General features: G+C 37.8%; 20 protein-coding genes and 1 pseudogene. 16 read left to right on the forward strand and 5 right to left on the reverse strand.

Annotated features, from left to right (window positions below):
• Window positions 1–34 precede the first annotated feature (34 nt).
• Window positions 35–886, forward strand: a complete 852-nt coding sequence (locus BSO02S_RS11300; RefSeq protein WP_066066830.1) for a DegV family protein — start codon at window positions 35–37, stop codon at window positions 884–886.
• Window positions 887–1,049: 163 nt separating this feature from the next.
• Here BSO02S_RS11300 and BSO02S_RS11305 read toward each other — a convergent pair whose 3' ends face one another.
• Together BSO02S_RS11305 and BSO02S_RS11310 are read right to left on the reverse strand one after the other, a co-directional pair.
• Window positions 1,050–2,174 (reverse strand): cupin domain-containing protein, encoded by a 1,125-nt coding sequence (locus BSO02S_RS11305; RefSeq protein ID WP_066066831.1) that lies wholly within the window; start codon window positions 2,172–2,174, stop codon window positions 1,050–1,052.
• Between the two features lie 79 nt (window positions 2,175–2,253).
• Entirely contained in the window at window positions 2,254–3,204 is a 951-nt protein-coding gene (locus BSO02S_RS11310) for a fumarylacetoacetate hydrolase family protein (protein ID WP_066066833.1), read from the reverse strand.
• A gap of 285 nt (window positions 3,205–3,489) precedes the next feature.
• On the opposite strand from BSO02S_RS11310, the gene BSO02S_RS11315 reads away from it, so the two are divergent.
• The 5 genes from BSO02S_RS11315 to BSO02S_RS11335 all read left to right on the forward strand — a co-directional run bounded on the left by BSO02S_RS11315 (window position 3,490) and on the right by BSO02S_RS11335 (window position 7,305).
• Window positions 3,490–4,683: an FAD-dependent monooxygenase gene (locus tag BSO02S_RS11315; RefSeq protein ID WP_066066835.1), complete on the forward strand. Its 1,194-nt coding sequence runs from the start codon at window positions 3,490–3,492 to the stop codon at window positions 4,681–4,683.
• Between the two features lie 199 nt (window positions 4,684–4,882).
• Window positions 4,883–5,383 (forward strand): DinB family protein, encoded by a 501-nt coding sequence (locus BSO02S_RS11320; RefSeq protein WP_235846906.1) that lies wholly within the window; start codon window positions 4,883–4,885, stop codon window positions 5,381–5,383.
• A 164-nt stretch (window positions 5,384–5,547) separates the two neighbouring features.
• Window positions 5,548–5,886: a hydrolase gene (locus BSO02S_RS11325; RefSeq protein ID WP_066066839.1), complete on the forward strand. Its 339-nt coding sequence runs from the start codon at window positions 5,548–5,550 to the stop codon at window positions 5,884–5,886.
• Between the two features lie 110 nt (window positions 5,887–5,996).
• Window positions 5,997–6,866: an SDR family oxidoreductase gene (locus tag BSO02S_RS11330; protein ID WP_066066841.1), complete on the forward strand. Its 870-nt coding sequence runs from the start codon at window positions 5,997–5,999 to the stop codon at window positions 6,864–6,866.
• Window positions 6,859–7,305, forward strand: a complete 447-nt coding sequence (locus tag BSO02S_RS11335) for a response regulator (protein WP_066066843.1) — start codon at window positions 6,859–6,861, stop codon at window positions 7,303–7,305. Before BSO02S_RS11330 ends, BSO02S_RS11335 begins: the two co-directional genes overlap by 8 nt.
• 433 nt (window positions 7,306–7,738) lie before the next feature.
• Here the strand turns inward: BSO02S_RS11335 and BSO02S_RS11340 are convergent, their stop codons facing one another.
• Window positions 7,739–8,611, reverse strand: coding sequence for a LysR family transcriptional regulator (locus BSO02S_RS11340; RefSeq protein ID WP_066066845.1), 873 nt, complete (start codon window positions 8,609–8,611; stop codon window positions 7,739–7,741).
• A 112-nt stretch (window positions 8,612–8,723) separates the two neighbouring features.
• Between BSO02S_RS11340 and BSO02S_RS11345 the strand changes: the two genes are divergently transcribed.
• Together BSO02S_RS11345 and BSO02S_RS11350 are read left to right on the forward strand one after the other, a co-directional pair.
• Window positions 8,724–9,938 carry an MFS transporter gene (locus BSO02S_RS11345; RefSeq protein WP_066066846.1) on the forward strand — a complete coding sequence of 405 codons (1,215 nt, stop codon included), beginning with the start codon at window positions 8,724–8,726 and terminating at the stop codon, window positions 9,936–9,938.
• 28 nt (window positions 9,939–9,966) lie between these two features.
• Window positions 9,967–10,392: a universal stress protein gene (locus tag BSO02S_RS11350; RefSeq protein ID WP_066066849.1), complete on the forward strand. Its 426-nt coding sequence runs from the start codon at window positions 9,967–9,969 to the stop codon at window positions 10,390–10,392.
• A gap of 143 nt (window positions 10,393–10,535) precedes the next feature.
• Here the strand turns inward: BSO02S_RS11350 and BSO02S_RS11355 are convergent, their stop codons facing one another.
• Both BSO02S_RS11355 and BSO02S_RS11360 read right to left on the reverse strand, forming a co-directional pair.
• The gene (locus BSO02S_RS11355) at window positions 10,536–10,910 is read right to left on the reverse strand and encodes a nuclear transport factor 2 family protein (protein ID WP_066066982.1); all 375 of its coding nucleotides are present in this window, start codon (window positions 10,908–10,910) and stop codon (window positions 10,536–10,538) included.
• A 94-nt stretch (window positions 10,911–11,004) separates the two neighbouring features.
• Window positions 11,005–11,247, reverse strand: coding sequence for a glutaredoxin family protein (locus tag BSO02S_RS11360; RefSeq protein WP_066066851.1), 243 nt, complete (start codon window positions 11,245–11,247; stop codon window positions 11,005–11,007).
• A 229-nt stretch (window positions 11,248–11,476) separates the two neighbouring features.
• Between BSO02S_RS11360 and BSO02S_RS11365 the strand changes: the two genes are divergently transcribed.
• The 8 genes and pseudogenes from BSO02S_RS11365 to BSO02S_RS28465 form a co-directional block, all read left to right on the forward strand.
• On the forward strand, window positions 11,477–12,187 hold the full coding sequence (locus BSO02S_RS11365) for a potassium channel family protein (protein ID WP_084374984.1): 711 nt from the start codon (window positions 11,477–11,479) through the stop codon (window positions 12,185–12,187).
• 168 nt (window positions 12,188–12,355) lie between these two features.
• The gene (locus BSO02S_RS28380) at window positions 12,356–13,519 is read left to right on the forward strand and encodes a YecA family protein (protein ID WP_066066853.1); all 1,164 of its coding nucleotides are present in this window, start codon (window positions 12,356–12,358) and stop codon (window positions 13,517–13,519) included.
• A gap of 401 nt (window positions 13,520–13,920) precedes the next feature.
• The gene (locus BSO02S_RS27540) at window positions 13,921–14,088 is read left to right on the forward strand and encodes a hypothetical protein (RefSeq protein ID WP_169802745.1); all 168 of its coding nucleotides are present in this window, start codon (window positions 13,921–13,923) and stop codon (window positions 14,086–14,088) included.
• A gap of 173 nt (window positions 14,089–14,261) precedes the next feature.
• Window positions 14,262–14,657: a transcriptional regulator SpxA gene (gene spxA, locus BSO02S_RS11375; protein ID WP_066066856.1), complete on the forward strand. Its 396-nt coding sequence runs from the start codon at window positions 14,262–14,264 to the stop codon at window positions 14,655–14,657.
• A gap of 88 nt (window positions 14,658–14,745) precedes the next feature.
• The gene (locus BSO02S_RS11380) at window positions 14,746–14,880 is read left to right on the forward strand and encodes a BA3454 family stress response protein (RefSeq protein ID WP_066066858.1); all 135 of its coding nucleotides are present in this window, start codon (window positions 14,746–14,748) and stop codon (window positions 14,878–14,880) included.
• Window positions 14,881–15,036: 156 nt separating this feature from the next.
• Entirely contained in the window at window positions 15,037–15,450 is a 414-nt protein-coding gene (locus BSO02S_RS11385; protein WP_066066860.1) for an RrF2 family transcriptional regulator, read from the forward strand.
• Window positions 15,451–15,564: 114 nt separating this feature from the next.
• A complete protein-coding gene (locus BSO02S_RS11390) occupies window positions 15,565–15,900 on the forward strand; it encodes an IDEAL domain-containing protein (RefSeq protein ID WP_066066862.1) in 336 nt (111 codons plus the stop codon).
• Between the two features lie 322 nt (window positions 15,901–16,222).
• Window positions 16,223–16,391 (forward strand): annotated as a pseudogene (locus BSO02S_RS28465) (oxidoreductase); the annotation flags it as partial.
• Window positions 16,392–16,401 lie beyond the last annotated feature (10 nt).

Consider the following 16,401-nt stretch of genomic DNA (forward strand, 5'->3'; position numbering starts at 1 on the left):
GTAGAGGCTTTTTATATGGAAGTGGAGGATATTGATGAGAAGAATCATTTTGTCGACAGAGAGTGGTGCAGATTTGCCCAAAGATTTAGCGGAAAAACATAATGTTCAAGTGGTCCCAATGCACGTCATCATGGATGGGCAGGATTTTTTAGATGGTTCGTTACCCGTAACGGATATTTATGACTATTATGAGCGGACAAAAAAAATACCGTCTACAACGTCCACAAATTCCCATGAATATCATGAATTTTTTATGAAGAAAAAAAATGATTTTCCTGATTGCATCATTATACATATTGGTTATACGTCAAAGGCATCTTCTTCCTTCCAAAATGCCATCATCGCATGTGAAGAATTGGATGATATTTTTCTAATTGACGCTTTAAACGTGACAGGCGGATTAACTGCTATTGTGATGTATGCTGTGACCTTGTTAGAGAAAGAACCTACAATTGAACCTGTAAGTTTAGTAGAGAAGATTGAATCTATTGTTCCTAAATCAAGACTGGCTTTCGTTCCCGGAAGCTTAGAATTTTTACGAGCTGGGGGAAGAGTAAGTAATCTAGCTTATCTCGGAGGGGCTTTGTTAAAAATAAAGCCGCGCATTGAATTAATGGAAGGAAATCTTGTTTCAACAAAAAAATATCGTGGAAAAATGGATGGAATTTCTGAAAAACTAATGCGAGATTATTTAAATCAATACAACATTGATAGAGAACAACTTTACCTCCTATACTCCATCGGAATAGATGAAGGGATAAAGGAGCGGATGGATAAAATGGCAAAAGCAGCTGGTTTCAAAAATGTAATATGGATGCAAGCCGGCGCTATGATATCTACACACGCTGGACCAGGCGGCTTTGGAATGGCAGGCTTGGAAGATTAGGAAGGTTCAAGACATATTATTGAAAAAGCAAAAGAACATCAGGTGCCCATCCAAGAAGGTTCATCCTTGGTAGAGTTATTAAGACTAGAAATATATCAATCAAACAAGTTAGTGCATCAAAAAAACGCTTGGAATTGAACGGACCAAGCGTTTCCCCAATCTATTAACGGAAGTCCGCTTTAAATTCACCAGTAATTTTTTGGTGGCCGTTGTTTTCTTCAAAGGATTGCTCTTGTTCTAAATCGAAACGGTTCATAATTGGTAAATCGTTGACTGAGAAGAGGTAAGAGTCTTCTGATGCAAAGTGTTCATACCAAGCCCAGTTTGGAACAACGAAGTAATCGCCTTTTTTCCAATCGAAGCGAATGCCATTAATGACTGTGTGACCTGAACCTTTGTGTACTTGGTAAACCGTCGAGTGAGTATGGCGTAATGCCTTTGTTTGGAAACCGTGTGGTAAATGCTGCATTCTCGTGCCTAGCGTCGGGTTAGCCGATTTACCTGTAGATGGGTTAATGTAATCAACTGCAAACCCATGGTGTGGATTTGGATCAAATTCCATTAAGCCTTTAATACCTTTTACAGTAAGATCCCATTTATAATTAGCAAGTGGAGCCACTGTGAATTTTTCATCACCAACAGGACGAACCATGCCGCCGCGATAACGGATCTCTGAAAAGTTATCTGGAATATCTGGTTGTTGTAAACCTTCTTCATAAGGTTCAAAGAAGGTACCGCCGATTGCGTAAAGTGTAGGAATATCTAAAGCGTCCATCCAATACATAGGCTCTGTACCTAAATGGGCATGTCCATGCCATAAGCCCTTTGGAGTAATTAAAAAGTCGCCTTCTTCCATGAAAATACGCTGACCCTGTACGATTGTGTAGGCACCTGAACCTTCAGAAATGAAGCGCAAAGCGCTTTGTGAGTGACGGTGAGATGGCGCTTTTTCACCAGGTAATAACATTTGAATAGCTGCATAAATCGTTTGCGTAGTAGATCCCCAGCCCCAGGGTTTACGATAAGTTAAGCCAGGATTTTGGAAATAAATCGCACGACGTTCACCACCGCGATCTGGTGTGAAGATTTGCGCTGCTTCAGCCATTTTCTTTTTGAGTAATTCATCGCTCCAAAGATAAGCTTGTGCTTGAGGACTTGGCGTTTTGTGCATAATTGCAGGAATTGCTTCCCAAAGAGGTCCTAAGTTGTATTGTTGAATATCTTTTGTGTAATCGGTTACAATTGAACTTTTCATAAACTCTTGAACTTCTGGATTTACTTCAGCCATTTCACATTCTCCTTTATTATTCAAATTTTATAGAGAAGAGGGGAGCAGCGTTTGCTGCTAGACCCCTTGCAAATCTTAATTAAACAGTAGCTAAGACTTCTGTTGACTTTACTTTATTTTCAAGCGCTCCAATTTGGTCGATCTCAATACGAACGACGTCTCCATCTTTTAAAAATTTTGGTGGATTCATCGCAACTCCTACTCCCCCAGGTGTTCCAGTTAAGACCACATCCCCAGGCTCTAACGTCATTAAATTTGATAAGAAAGATACTAATTTTTGAACGGAGAATACAAGATTCGCAGTATTTGTTTTTTGACGTATTTCACCATTTACTTTTAGAACAACATCTAAGCCAGATGGATTTTGTAATTCATCGGAAGTGACTAAGTAAGGTCCCATAGGTGCACTGCCATCTACTGTTTTTCCTTGTAACCATTGAAGCGTGCGTCGTTGAATATCACGATAGGTTACGTCATTTGTAATGGTATAACCTGCCACATAGTCTAATGCATCTTCTTCAGTAACATTGCGAGCTTGTTTGCCGACAACAAAAGTAAACTCTGCTTCATAGTCAAGTTGGTCAGAAATTGGATAGTGTGGAATATCGTCCTCTGGCCCTAGAATGGTATTGGCAAATTTCGCAAAAATAACTGGGTTCGATGGGATTTCACGACCCATTTCTAAAATGTGTTCTCGGTAGTTGTGACCCACACAAATAATTTTGCCTGGTCGCCCGACAGGTGCTTCTACCTTCACTTCCTCGAGATTGTAAATCACTTTTTTATCAAAACTTTCAGGATTCGCTAAGATGAAATCGAGTGCCTTTTCTGCGAGAATTAGTGATTCTTTACCACCTTGGTATAACTCATCTGTATTATCTGGTACATAGGCTTTAGCGATTGCATCGTATCTGTATTTTCCTTCTGCTTTTAACTGTGCTTGGTAGGCGTAGTTTAAGTCGATTACTTGGTGATCAACGATTGCCCCTGCACGTGTATGGCCAGCGACAGTATAATTAATAAGTTTCATTGTTGCCCTCCTTGTATTCACTAATTGTGAAGCTCGTTCACTATTTATAAAAATATTAATGGATTTCAAAAATATTGTCAATATTATTTGTTTTCAGAAAAAGTAAGTTGAAGAGATTTATTTTGCGACATTTAGAACGTATATAGCAAAAAAATGATTTGTAGAAATTTCTAAATTTTAAAACTTTTCTGTTGACGAAATGGTGAAAGGTGAGATAAAGTTTTCTTATCGGGAACAGAGTTCACTATTTGTGGAAGATTATAAATCAATTGGGAGGATTTTACAATGGAAAATGTAAGCGATATTATTGTAGTAGGCGGAGGAATCGGTGGTTTAGCAATTGCTCTATCAATCCAAGAAACTGGTAAATCAGTAGCAATTTTTGAGCAAGCACCTGAATTTGGGGAAGTAGGTGCAGGGATTCAGTTAGCACCAAACGCATTAGAGGTTTTAGACCGTTTAGGCGTAAAGGAAGAAATTTTAAAGCATGCGGTATTACCAAAACGTCTTGTACTAAAAGATGCTTATACGGCAAAAGAGTTAGCAACTCTTGATTTAGGGGAAGGGTTCCAAAAAGAATTCGGTCAGCCATATATCGTATTGCATCGCTCTGACTTACACAGAGTTCTTTATGAAGCATGTCAAAAACGTAGTAATGTCAAATTCTTTACAAACCAAACGATTCAAACGGCAGAACAAAAGGGTGATACGGTAACCATTGTCAACCAAAATGGTGAAACGTTTAGTGCAGAAGCTGTGATTGGTGCGGATGGAGTAAAATCAAATATGCGTAAGCTATTTATTGAAGATGAACCAGTAAACTCTGCGTATGTAGCTTACCGTGGAACAATTCCAATTGAAGAAGTGGCCAATAACTCAAACTTAGACTTAGATGATGTCATCATGTGGATTGGGCCAAACCTGCACTTAGTACAATATCCAGTTCGTCGTGGAGAGCTTTACAACCAAGTAGTCGTATTTAAATCCTATGATGCTACTTTAGAGGACTGGGGAAATCCAGAAGAACTGACACGTCGTTTTGAAAATACTCATCCAAAAGTACAAAACGCTTTATCTTACATTAACCGTCAATTCCGTTGGCAAATGTATGACCGTGAACCGATCGATAATTGGACGAAAGGTAACATTACGCTATTAGGGGATTCTGGTCATGCTATGCTTCAATATTTAGCTCAAGGTGGTGTTCAAGCTTTCGAAGATGCGTTTGTATTAGGTGAGAAATTAAAAGAACATCATTCTTACGAAGAAGCATTTAAAGCCTACCAAGACATGCGAATTCCACGTTCTGCCATGGTACAAACGACAGCACGGAAATGGGGCGAAATTATTCACGCTGAAGATCCAACAACCCTTTCACTTCGCAACTTTATTTTCGAACAACACAAACCAACAGATTATAAGATTGTTGATTTCTTATATGGCTATTTCAAAAAAAATTACCAACATGTCGATTGCTAATTAACAACTTGAAGTTAGAAAACTCGCTGACTGGCGAGCCCCTAAGGGCGAAGACAGAGGCGTAGTTGCACTTATGCCTGATAGGAAAGTTATACTTTCCTATCGGCCAAATAAAAACGCGTTAGAGCTAACTCTAGCGCATTTTTATTCTCATTCTTATAAAACTATTTTCACTTAGGTGTGGACTGAAGGAAGGCGAATGATTATGACGACAGCAGTACTGAATGAAAAATTGGAAGCTTTTAAAAAGAGTATAGATGAGATTGTTACGGTAGTGAAAAATACGGAAGAGGCGGCGCTTTTACTTAAGCCTTCTGAAAAAGAATGGTCCGCCATGCAAATTGTTTCTCATATTTTAGAAGCGGTAGAATTTTGGGTTGCAGATTTGGAAGCATTGCTAGTTGTTCCAGGTGCAAAATGGGGACGTAATCATGAACATGTGCGTCGTTTAGCTGCAGTAGATGAAACTGTTGTATCTCGAATGAAGAAAGATGTTGCCATAACTAAACTACGAAACTTAGTTCCGAAAGTAGGGGCAGCACTTGATAGAGTGAAAGAAGAGGATTTAGTAAAAACGGCTCCAAGTTATAATCCAAACTTTGACGGAAAACCATTATTATTTTTAGTCGACCATTTAATCGTTAAGCACGTAACGGGTCATTACGGGCAAATTGTACGTCATTTAGAAAAAGTTCGATAAGCAAAGACCTTTACAAAGGATAAAATGTGAGGAAAAGGGTCTGACCCCCACTGTAGTAAAGCGTTACTTCACTGGAGGTCAGACCCCATAGTCCCCTAATTCATTAAAATGGTTAAAACCATCAAAGTTGTGGTAAACATACAAAAAGATAGGAGATGAATCGGATGGGTGAACAAAAACAAAGTTATTATGTTAATATTCAATCTCACGATATTCTAAGAGACCCTTTCGAAGGAGAATGGGATGTTAAAATTGAAGCTACAGAATCCCAACTAGCTGTTCTTGAACGACTTTTTGATCAAAATGACGAAACGGACTGGGAAAGCTTTTTTCGTGCACAATTTCCTTTTCTTGAATACCATCATCAGCCTCAAAATATGGAATATGACCAGCAAATGGTGCTGATCTATACCATGCTATTTTACCTAGGAGATGAAAAAGCCCGTGGACATATTAGAGAAATGGGAATCTTAAATGAAGATATTCAAGATGACAGATTTTAAACTTGCGGCACCTTGAGATGAGATAGTTATTTTGAAATTGCAATTGGTTTATTTACCTACACCATGGGTATTACCTTTGCTATCACCCATCTTTAGGAGGTACCACAAGCATGAACAATGAAAAATACCCAACTAAATTACCTGCACAAGGACAAAAGCAACAACCTGGAATCGAGAAGGAAATGACACCTGCACCAAAGGCAATGAATTCAGAATACAAAGGAAGTGACAAACTAAAAGGCAAGAACGTGATTATAACCGGCGGAGATAGTGGAATAGGACGAGCTGTATCGATTGCATTTGCAAAAGAAGGAGCCAATATAGCGATTATTTACTTAAATGAAAGCAATGATGCGGAAGAAACAAAACACTTGGTGGAGGAAGAAAGTGTAAAGTGCCTGTTATTGTCTGGTGATATTGGTGATGAAGCCTTTTGTCAGGAAGCTGTTCAACAAACTGTCGATGAATTTGGCGGGCTTGATATACTGGTGAATAATGCTGGGGAACAACACCCTCAAGAAAGCATCCTTGACATTTCCACGGAGCAGCTAGAGCGGACCTTCCGAACAAATATTTTCTCGATATTCCATCTAACAAAAGCCGCTGTACCGCATCTTAAGGAGGGCAGTGCCATCATTAATACAACATCGATTACAGCCTATAAAGGTAATCCAAAGTTAATCGATTATTCTTCCACAAAAGGTGCCATCACGTCCTTTACCCGCTCCCTTGCCATTCAGTTGGTAGAGAAGGGAATCAGGGTTAATGGAGTCGCTCCAGGACCTATTTGGACACCACTTATTCCCTCTACTTTTTCGGAAGAAGAAGTAAGTAAATTTGGGCAAAATTCCCCAATGAAGCGGCCAGGACAACCGGAAGAACTCGCGCCAGCTTATGTGTATCTCGCATCCAATATAGATTCGTCCTATGTAACAGGACAAATTCTGCATGTTAATGGCGGAACCATCGTAAATGGCTAAATTCATTGGTATCTGTCACTTTTTTATTGATCAAGCAGGGAAAGTAAATGTCATTATCGTGGAAGACGACATTAGTCATGCAAACCTCCTGCAAACTGAATTAGAGGAAAATAACTTTTATGTAAAAGTATTTTCTAATGGGGAATCGGCGCTAGCAGCAGTCAGAGCAGATCGACCCGATGTCATCGTCCTTGACATCATGCTTGGTGAAAATGCCATGAACGGTTGGGACTTTATTAAACAGGTTAAGGAAATAGAGGAACTAAAAACAATTCCAATTCTTATTTCTTCTGCATTAGATGATAAGGAAAAGGGAAAAGCACTCGGGGCAAATGAGTATTTAATAAAGCCATATCAGCCAAGTAAACTTTCTAAAATTATTTTTCAAACATTATTGCTACAGGATCGGACTGGACAAATCCATATTCCGAGTGAGTAAGCAATTGTCGGTGAAGGCTTTTTCAACTGACTTCGCGGCTGGGGCAGCAACGCCCAGCTGTTATCGCCGCCAGCATTGGTTCAGCAGATGAAAGAAGATGTCGAGAAAATGAATGATTTATATTCGTAAGGGTGTGCCATTTAAATGGACAAGGCTCTTCCGTAGAGAACGAGAGAATTGATCAGAAAGTAAAGGAACTATTAAAGAGTGACATGGTTAGAGAAAGGATTGTTAAATAATTTTTTAAATGTGTGACCGACATGATTATCATGTCGGTTGTTTTTTGTTAAGCGGTCTGCCCCTTTTTATGCGGTTTAATGGATAGCTTTCTTTTTTTGAAAAATAATTTCAAGTTCACCTTACCTTTTTGAACTTTTTTATTTATTTAAAAGGTAAGAGGCGGGTGACCCTAAAGTTTCAAGATATCACTCGCCTATTCAAATAGTTCTTTGGTTATTTGAATAAATAATTGGACGACACGAGAGGCATCCTTTATGGAAGGTAAGCCTAAGGCGATATGTCTGAAATTATTTGTTTCTAATGGCCGGATGTTCGATTTAGGAAAAGAAAGATTTTTCAATGAGAGCTCAGGCAGAATAAGCACCCCCAATCCTTCTTTTATCATACCTAATGATGTATTTAGGTTAGATGTATTATATTTCTCATTTATAGGAATTTTTTGTTTCCTCATAAGGTCAATAATAGGTGCTTCATATCCCGCATTAGATATTATAAGCGGCTCGTTTTCCAAATCCGATAAATGGACGGATTTATTGTTTAGTAAGGAATGACCATCGGGTAGCATAACAAGATAGCGATCCTTTATAAGAGGAATCGTATTTAATTCATTACACGGAAGAACGACAAACCCGATATCTATTTCTCGGGCTGTTAACCAATCCTTGATTTCCTCTTGTGACCCCTCCTTAAAAGTCAGCGACACATTCGGTCGTTTTTGTTGAAAGGTACTGATAATTTTGGGTAAAAAATGAGCTGTTACACTTGGAAATGTGGCAATCCGAATGGTTCCGGTTATTAATCCTTTTTCCAGAGATACTTCTTGGTCAATCTTTTCAAGGCAATTCAGAATATTTCTTATTTGGAATAGAACCCGTTTCCCTATGTCCGTTACAATTAAATCTTTCCCCCGTTCCCGTACTAATAAAGTAACTCCTAACTCTGATTCTAAGGTGGCAATTGCATGGCTGACAGCAGGCTGAGACATATGCAGTGTCTGAGCAGCTTTTGTGAAGCTTCCTTCATCAATAACCTTAATGAAGATTTCAAATTGAGTAATCGTTGGCATAACTAATTACTTATCTCCTTTATAAATAACATTCATTTTATTTATCAATATCGATATTGTAACATAAATAATATGTTCATCTTAAATAAATTGGAAAAAAGGGGATTAAATAATGAAAGAAAAGTTATGGACAAAAGATTATATCGGTATTTTAGTAACAAATTTCTTTCTCATGTTAACATTTTATTTATTAATGGTAACTATTTCTGTATTTGCTGCTAATGAATTTGGTGCAACTGAAAGTCAAGCGGGATTAGCGTCTAGTATATTTGTTATTGGAGCGCTAGTCGGGAGGATCATTGGAGGTAAATACATTGATCAAATAGGGAGAAAAAAACTTCTGATAGCCGGCGTTATCATTATGGTTATTTCTGCGATTTTCTATTTCGGTGTGAATAGTTTTGGAATGCTCATTGCTAACCGGTTATTACATGGCTTTGCATTTGGTCTAGCTGGTACTGTATTAGGAACAGTGGTAGCCCAAGTGATTCCAAAAACCAGAAGTGGAGAAGGAATCGGGTACTTTGCTTTAAGTATGACATTGGCTACGGCCATTGGACCTTTTATCGGTATATATATTCAACAACATTTTCAATTTAAAATGATATTTGTTTTTTGTTTAGTCTGTATCGCGATCAGTTTAGTTTTATCAGTTATCATAAAAGTTGAAGAAATTACCTTAACAGAGGATCAAAAGGCGGAATTAAAAGGGTTTAAATTATCCAATTTTATAGAGAAAAAATCTGTGCCGATTACGCTGGTTGCAACCCTTACTGCTTTCTGTTATTCCGGAATTTTATCTTTCCTAACATTCTTTGCTAGTGAGAACCATATCACTTCAGCAGCAAGTTTCTTCTTTGTTGTTTATGCTGCTGCGGTTCTAGTAACAAGACCATTTTCCGGCCGGATGTTTGATATGAAGGGACCCAATTTTATCATGTATCCGTCGATTATTTCTTTATTAATTGGACTATTTGTTCTTAGTCAATCGCATGTAGGGAGCGTTCTATTGATTGCTGGTGCACTAGTCGGTTTTGGATACGGAACCTATATGTCAAGTTCTCAGACTGTTGCCATACAATCTGCCCCTGCTCATCGTGTTGGATTAGCAACATCGACATTTTTCATTCTTACCGATATAGGTTTAGGAATTGGGCCTTTTGTTCAAGGATTTTTTGTTCCTTCCATAGGATACAATGGACTATATATCGTTCTCGGTATTATCGCAGTAATTTGTTTACCATTACACTATTTCTTGTATGGAAAAAAGGCTTCTTCTTCAAAAATAACGGTTTCATCCGTAGAAGTAAATTCTTCAATAAAATAGACGGAAATCACTTAAAGGAGATGTGCTCATGTTCAATCGTATTCTTGTGGCAATAGATGGTTCTAAAATGAGTGAAAAAGCATTAAAGTCGGCATTCAATTTTGCAAAGGAAAGATATTCTAAAATTGGCGTGATCCATGTAGAAAAAAATCTAGGTGTTACCGAAGGGATGCCAAGTGCAACGATTGATAAAATCTTTTCTGAACAAAGTATAGAAAGCGAGGATCTATTAAACCAAGCTAGTTCATTTGCAGAAAAAGAAGGTATCGAAATTGAAGTTCAATTTGTGATGGGAGAACCGGCCATTCAAATCGTCAAAAAGGCAGACGAAGGGAATTATCAGCTCATCATAATGGGCAGCAGGGGGTTGGGAAGTATTAGAGGATTAATGCTCGGAAGTGTAAGCCAGAAAGTTTCCCAGCTATCGCATTGTCCTGTATTGATCATCAAGTAATCAGAGAACAAAGGGAGTATTTGTTGAATGAGAAAGAATCCTGGTCATATGAATAGTTGAACTAAAAAAGTGCATTTATCCAGAAACGGATGAATGCACTTTTTTACATAAGCGTGTTCTGACAGCACATCCATTTAACAATGTTAGAACATGCCGTTCTCATTAGGGGAATCATCTGGTATGGGTTGTCCTATATCCCACAATTCAACGATTTGGTTATTTTGGAAACGGAAGATATGTACAACAGCTCCTCCAAGATCTTCTGGATTCTGCTTCACATGAGAGTGAACCGCAACCGTATCTCTCTCTTGAATAGCAAGTTTGACCTCAAGTTTTTTATCAGGGTTCATAGCTGCATTTTCTTCCATGGCAAGCATGAGTGATTCTGCATCGCCACGGAAATAGGGGTTGTGGTGACGAAAGTCAGGACCTATGTAAGTCCGGTATGCTTCACGAACTTTCCCTGAAGCTACGGTTTGTAGAAAAGACACAGCTTTCTCTTTGAGTGAGAGGTTCATTGTAAATTCCTGTTCCGTGCTCATTTCAATCATCCTATCCTTTTAAGAATTACTGTACAGAAAAAGCACCTAGGTCCATATTTTCTCTCCCTTTTTATACACCTAAGATCTGGGCCAATTTCGCTTGATCAAATCCTAGGATAATTTCTTCACTATCTTCGTCTTTGATAATGGTTGCCGGCGTAGCAGCAGCACCTAGTTCAATAAGTTCTTGCAAATATTGATCGTCTTTACGTATGTCTCTTTCTTCAAACTCAATCCCATTTTCTTTAAACCAAAGTTTTTCCGCATGACAAGGCGGGCACGTCTCTTGAGAATAAATAATCACTTTTTTCATTTAATTACCTCCACTTCATTAATGTTATTGTACAATGAATTCTGTTTTCATGGGTACAATTATATACTTTAGATTAATTTTCATGGGAGTGACCTTCATTACAATAAAAAACCTTGGGGCCCCATTTCCATTTTGGCATCGTGATGGATGTGAGGTTAAATCCTTGTTATCTGCAAACTTTTTCCCTTAAAATAGATGAGGAAGTCAGGGAAACAAGAAGGTGAGAGATTTGCAAAGAAAGATTGGTTTTATTTATGAATTAATTTTAGCAGGAATAATTATTTTTTCTTTGATGGTTGATTTGCCCAAACATGAAGATTTTGTTTTAGGCTGGTTTGTGTGGGGGCTTTTTGCCGCTGATTATGTGATTCGGTTTTTCTTAAGCAAGAAAAAATGGGAATTTGTCAAAAGTCATCCAATCGAGCTCCTTGCACTTATCCCTTTTGATCATCTATTTAGAACAATCCGTTTAATCCGATTAGTTCGCTTAGTTAGGCTAATCCTCGTGGTAAAAAGAAATAATTCAATTTTAGATCTATTAATTGAAAAATATCGATTAGATAAATTATTTCTAACAGTTATTGCTTTATTATTTTTAACTGCGATTCCTATGACATGGATTGAACCCAATTTTCATAGCTATGGAGATGCTTTGTGGTGGACAGTGGTAACGACAACTACCGTTGGCTATGGAGATTTATTTCCTGAAACAGCTGTTGGGCGAATAATTGCGAGTGTGCTTATGTTCGTTGGGATTGGGTTAATCGGGGTTGTAACCGGAACGGTAGCTTCGATATTTTCTAATAAAAAAGGGGACCTGCCTGATCAATTAAAATACGTAAGGGATAAGATTGATGATTATCCCTCTCTTACAGATCCAGAAATTCTCGTCATGATTGAACAATTGAAGGCTTATCAGAAGGAACAGAGCAAAGAATGAAACCAGAAGGGCTTTAATTTGTTTTTATTTTTTTTCAAGTACACCCAATATTAGAGCATGACAAAATTCGAAATAAACTGCAAATATTGCTCGTTGCCATTTTGAAGCGAGGTTTTCCTATTAGTTCTTGTAAAATTAATAGAAACCAAACAAGAAAGGACAAAACGCATGTCATTTTTAGAAAAAATTAAGCCACACTTACTTAGCGATGATTTTTTAATCCAAGAAACTGTTCTTCGTGCAATCCACGATTATCCAAACCTTCCGGAAGAATGGACTATTCAATTGTTGAAGAAAGCGTTTGACGACATAGAAGAGCAGTCATCCATATTCATTTACATAGACAACCAAACCATGAATCAAGAAGCACTAGAAATGCTAATCGAAAATACTTCAAAGCTGGATCGAACAAGGGTACATCTACTGTTTAGGCTAGTTAACAGTGCAGATCCTGAACTTGCGTGGCAATTTAAAGAATCTCTTGAAGGATTTATTCGCGAGGAAACCTGGGAGTTATATGAGCTGATTGTAAACGGAACGGAAGAAATCGTAAAAGGGGAATATGAAAAATACCTAAATGAACTTGAAAGCCTTCAATATCACGAACAAGCTCCATACAGAAAAGCAAAGAAGCTGGCAGAGTGTATCGTGAAAAACGATTGGATTTCAACATACGAAATTGACAAAATCATACAAGCAGAATTAAACGAACAATGGTTTTCCTATCGGGGGATTCTGGCGGTTTATATGATTGGATTATTAAAAATGGATAACTATATCCCTACTTTGGCCAGCTTATTGGTACGAGATGAGGATATCTTATTGGAAGAGGTAGCCACGGCGTTAATTGCTTTTCAAAATGATTATGTTGTTGAGGCTGTAGCACCTTACTTAATGAAACGAGATTCTGTGATTTTTGCTACTTCTGTTGCCGAAAACATTAAATCTGACCTAGCTGTTAAGTATTTACGAGAGGCCTACCATGTTACAGAAGATATAGATGATCAGGACATAATTGTCGAAGCACTCTGTTATCAGCTTTCAAGCGAAGCATTGCCGGAAATCTCCGACCATATGAAAAAGGGGCATGTGTCACAAATTGTTGACCTCGAACAGACTGCTTATGGATGCTATTCCATTCTAGGTGAGCACCACCCGGACTTGGAGAGTTGGAAACAAGAAGCAATCCAGCGGGAGATGCACTATCGCAAGGCAAGTGAGCAAGGAAGCCTCATCCAAAGCCTCCCGGTTCGGAACGAGAATAAAGTGGGTCGAAATGACCCTTGCCCGTGCGGAAGCGGCAAAAAATATAAAAAATGCTGCGGGAAATAGAAAATAAAGTGCCAGGCATTTCTTCTTCATGCTGATTCCCTTGAAGGGAACCTGCTATTGAAAGAGGGACGCAGGGCACCTCCTCCCAATTACTGCTGGATATAACGCAGGCAGATTCGGTTTAGATCACGGGGTGGTTCCTTTCATCCGAAAAACGGCTTAGACCAATAATAGGGAAAATAAAGTAGTTGCTTAACTTGAAGTAATAAAAAATACGATTCGGGGCAGATCAACTCGAATCGTATTTTTTGTAGTCGCACAGTGAACAGAAAATTGTACAGTATATTAGTTTAGGAATTAAAACTGTTGTTACCTTCCTTTTAGCAAGATCAGCCATCATCATTGCATGTATTTGGCCGGTTCTTGTCATTTTCGGCGTGCATTGGGGCGTTATTCCAATCATGATTGACAACTTCTCCCGCGGCGGAGATATCATTGGACCAATAACAGCGGCTTTTACTTTTGCACAGATGGGGATTGCCTTTGGAATCTTCTTGCGTGCAAGAAAGCATAAAGATTTACGTTCATTTTCCATTGCGGCTATATTATCCGACTTGTTTGCCGGGTAACGGAACCAATTCTTGTCTGGCAGGTTTTCTCCTATATTCATATGATAATCAAACCAAAACTTTGCATTTGACAAAATTAACTGTAACGATTAAAATTACAGTATGAAAACTGTAATATTTTTTATTACATTTATATATACTTGGCAAAAATACACTAAGGAGTGTGTAAAAGTATGGTGACTTTGTTTACGACACCGAGTTGTGCTTCATGTCGAAAAGCAAAAGCTTGGCTTGAAGAGCATCAAATTGACTTTATTGAAAGAAACATATTATCTCAACCCCTTACAGTCGATGAGATTAAATCGATTCTTCGCTTGACGGAAGAGGGAACTAGCGAGATTATTTCCACTAATTCGAAAGCATTCCAAGAATTAAACGTAAATATTGAATCTCTTCCGCTTAATGAATTGTATAAATTAATAATGGAGCATCCCAAAATGGTGCGCCGGCCAATTATCCTAGACGAAAAAAGGTTACAAGTTGGATATAACGATGACGAAATTCGTAGTTTTCTGCCCCGTAGGATACGAAACTATTTGTACACCGAATTGCAAAAAGCGGCCAATTAAAATGGAAAAGTAAGGGCAAATTAATTAGTCTTTACAATTAAAACCAAAACCTTAATATATTTATGTTGTTTAAAGGGAGGGAAAACTGGTGATTGAAGTATTCATGACAGTAAATTATAAAGATCGAAATTACCATACCAATGTGATTGTGAAAAAAGAGATGACATGGGAAAAAATTAAGCAGATAGCAGAAAAGCAAGTCAAAAAACAATGGGATATTTGAATAAATCGGCTTATCCATGTACTTAGAAAAGCTATGTGCTTGACTAGCCAATCTGTAATGCTTAATATTACAGTACGTTATTAATTTTAAAAAGAGATGCAGACAATAGATGTAATAGGAAAAAAGTGAGAAGTTTATTGCTTAGGAGGCAATCACATGAATAGTGATTTTACCCTTGCCATTCATAGTTTAACTTTTCTAGCGCTACAGCCGGACCGCATGTCAACTAGCGATGCGATTTCAGAAAGTGCTGGCGTCCATCCGGTACGTATTCGAAAAGTGCTAAGTTTGTTAAAAAAACATGGATTTATTAAATCAAAAGAGGGAACTGGCGGCGGATTTATTTTTGCGATGGATCTAAATGAAGTGAATCTTTGGGATATATATAAGATAACCTCAGAAGGTGCACTGCAGCCCAAGTGTCCTGAATCCAATGAAAAGTGTATTGTCGGTGCGAATATGCAAAGAGTCCTTTGCAGCATTTTCTTTGGTGCGGAAGAGCATATGGGAGAATACTTAAAAGACTATACAATCAAAGAAGTTGTTGAACTTGTTAATAAGCGGCAGTAACCGGATATCGGACTGCAGACTTCTTCCGAATAAAATGTAATAAAAAAAATTACAGTTTTATGCAGGCTGTAATTTTCTTAGATGAAACTAAAAAATTAAGAAGGTGAAAAAACTATGTTCTCTAACAATCATACGATTTTAAAAACAGGTGATTGGATTAAGGCAGAATCACGGGATGGCGAATTAATAATCGGTTATATTGAATCACTGTCTAGTTTAGAAGGAGTAGTGAAGGTAACCGTTGTTACAAGTGACAATAATCAAACGATTGGCAAAACCATACCTATTTTAAGTAAACAGGTGAAAAAGCTGCCTGTTTCTAATGTAACCAACAAGGCACAAATTGAATTTCTCCTAGACCTGGCATTATCAACAGGGGATAAGGAATGGTTTTTTGCGCTTTCTTCGGAGTTAAACGCGATGAAGCAGCTTGTTAATGGAGCCCGTTAAAACTACACAATGAATTCCGTTTGGTTTGAACGTTGATAAAAGGGATATCCAATGTTTATTGGAAAGGGTTAGTCCAAATAGTTGATCAAAAAGGTGCATTAATCCAGAAACGGATTAATACGCCTTTTTACAAAATTTATATTATTAATTCGAGATATTTTAATTAAGAATAATTGAATAGGATAAAAATTATGGGGTACATTATCATATGGTATTCAACATTCCAGATATCTTCCGATAATATGGTTTTAATTCAAATTTAGAAAGAACGACAAGGGAGGAGAATCATAATGAGCAATCGTTTTGATGGTAAAGTAGTGACATTGCACCTGGTGCCATCATGACACCAATGGTCGAAGGTTCATTAAAACAAATCGATCCAGTCAATTGGGAAGAAGTTGGAAAACAATTTGTTGAGCCTCTCTGATCAAGCAAACTTTATCAATGCAGCCGTTATTCCAATTGATGGCGGACAATCTAATAAATATTAGAACAAGAAAC

Origin of the sequence: Neobacillus soli NBRC 102451 (assembly GCF_001591665.1) — a bacterium.
Lineage (GTDB): Bacteria > Bacillota > Bacilli > Bacillales > Cytobacillaceae > Neobacillus > Neobacillus soli.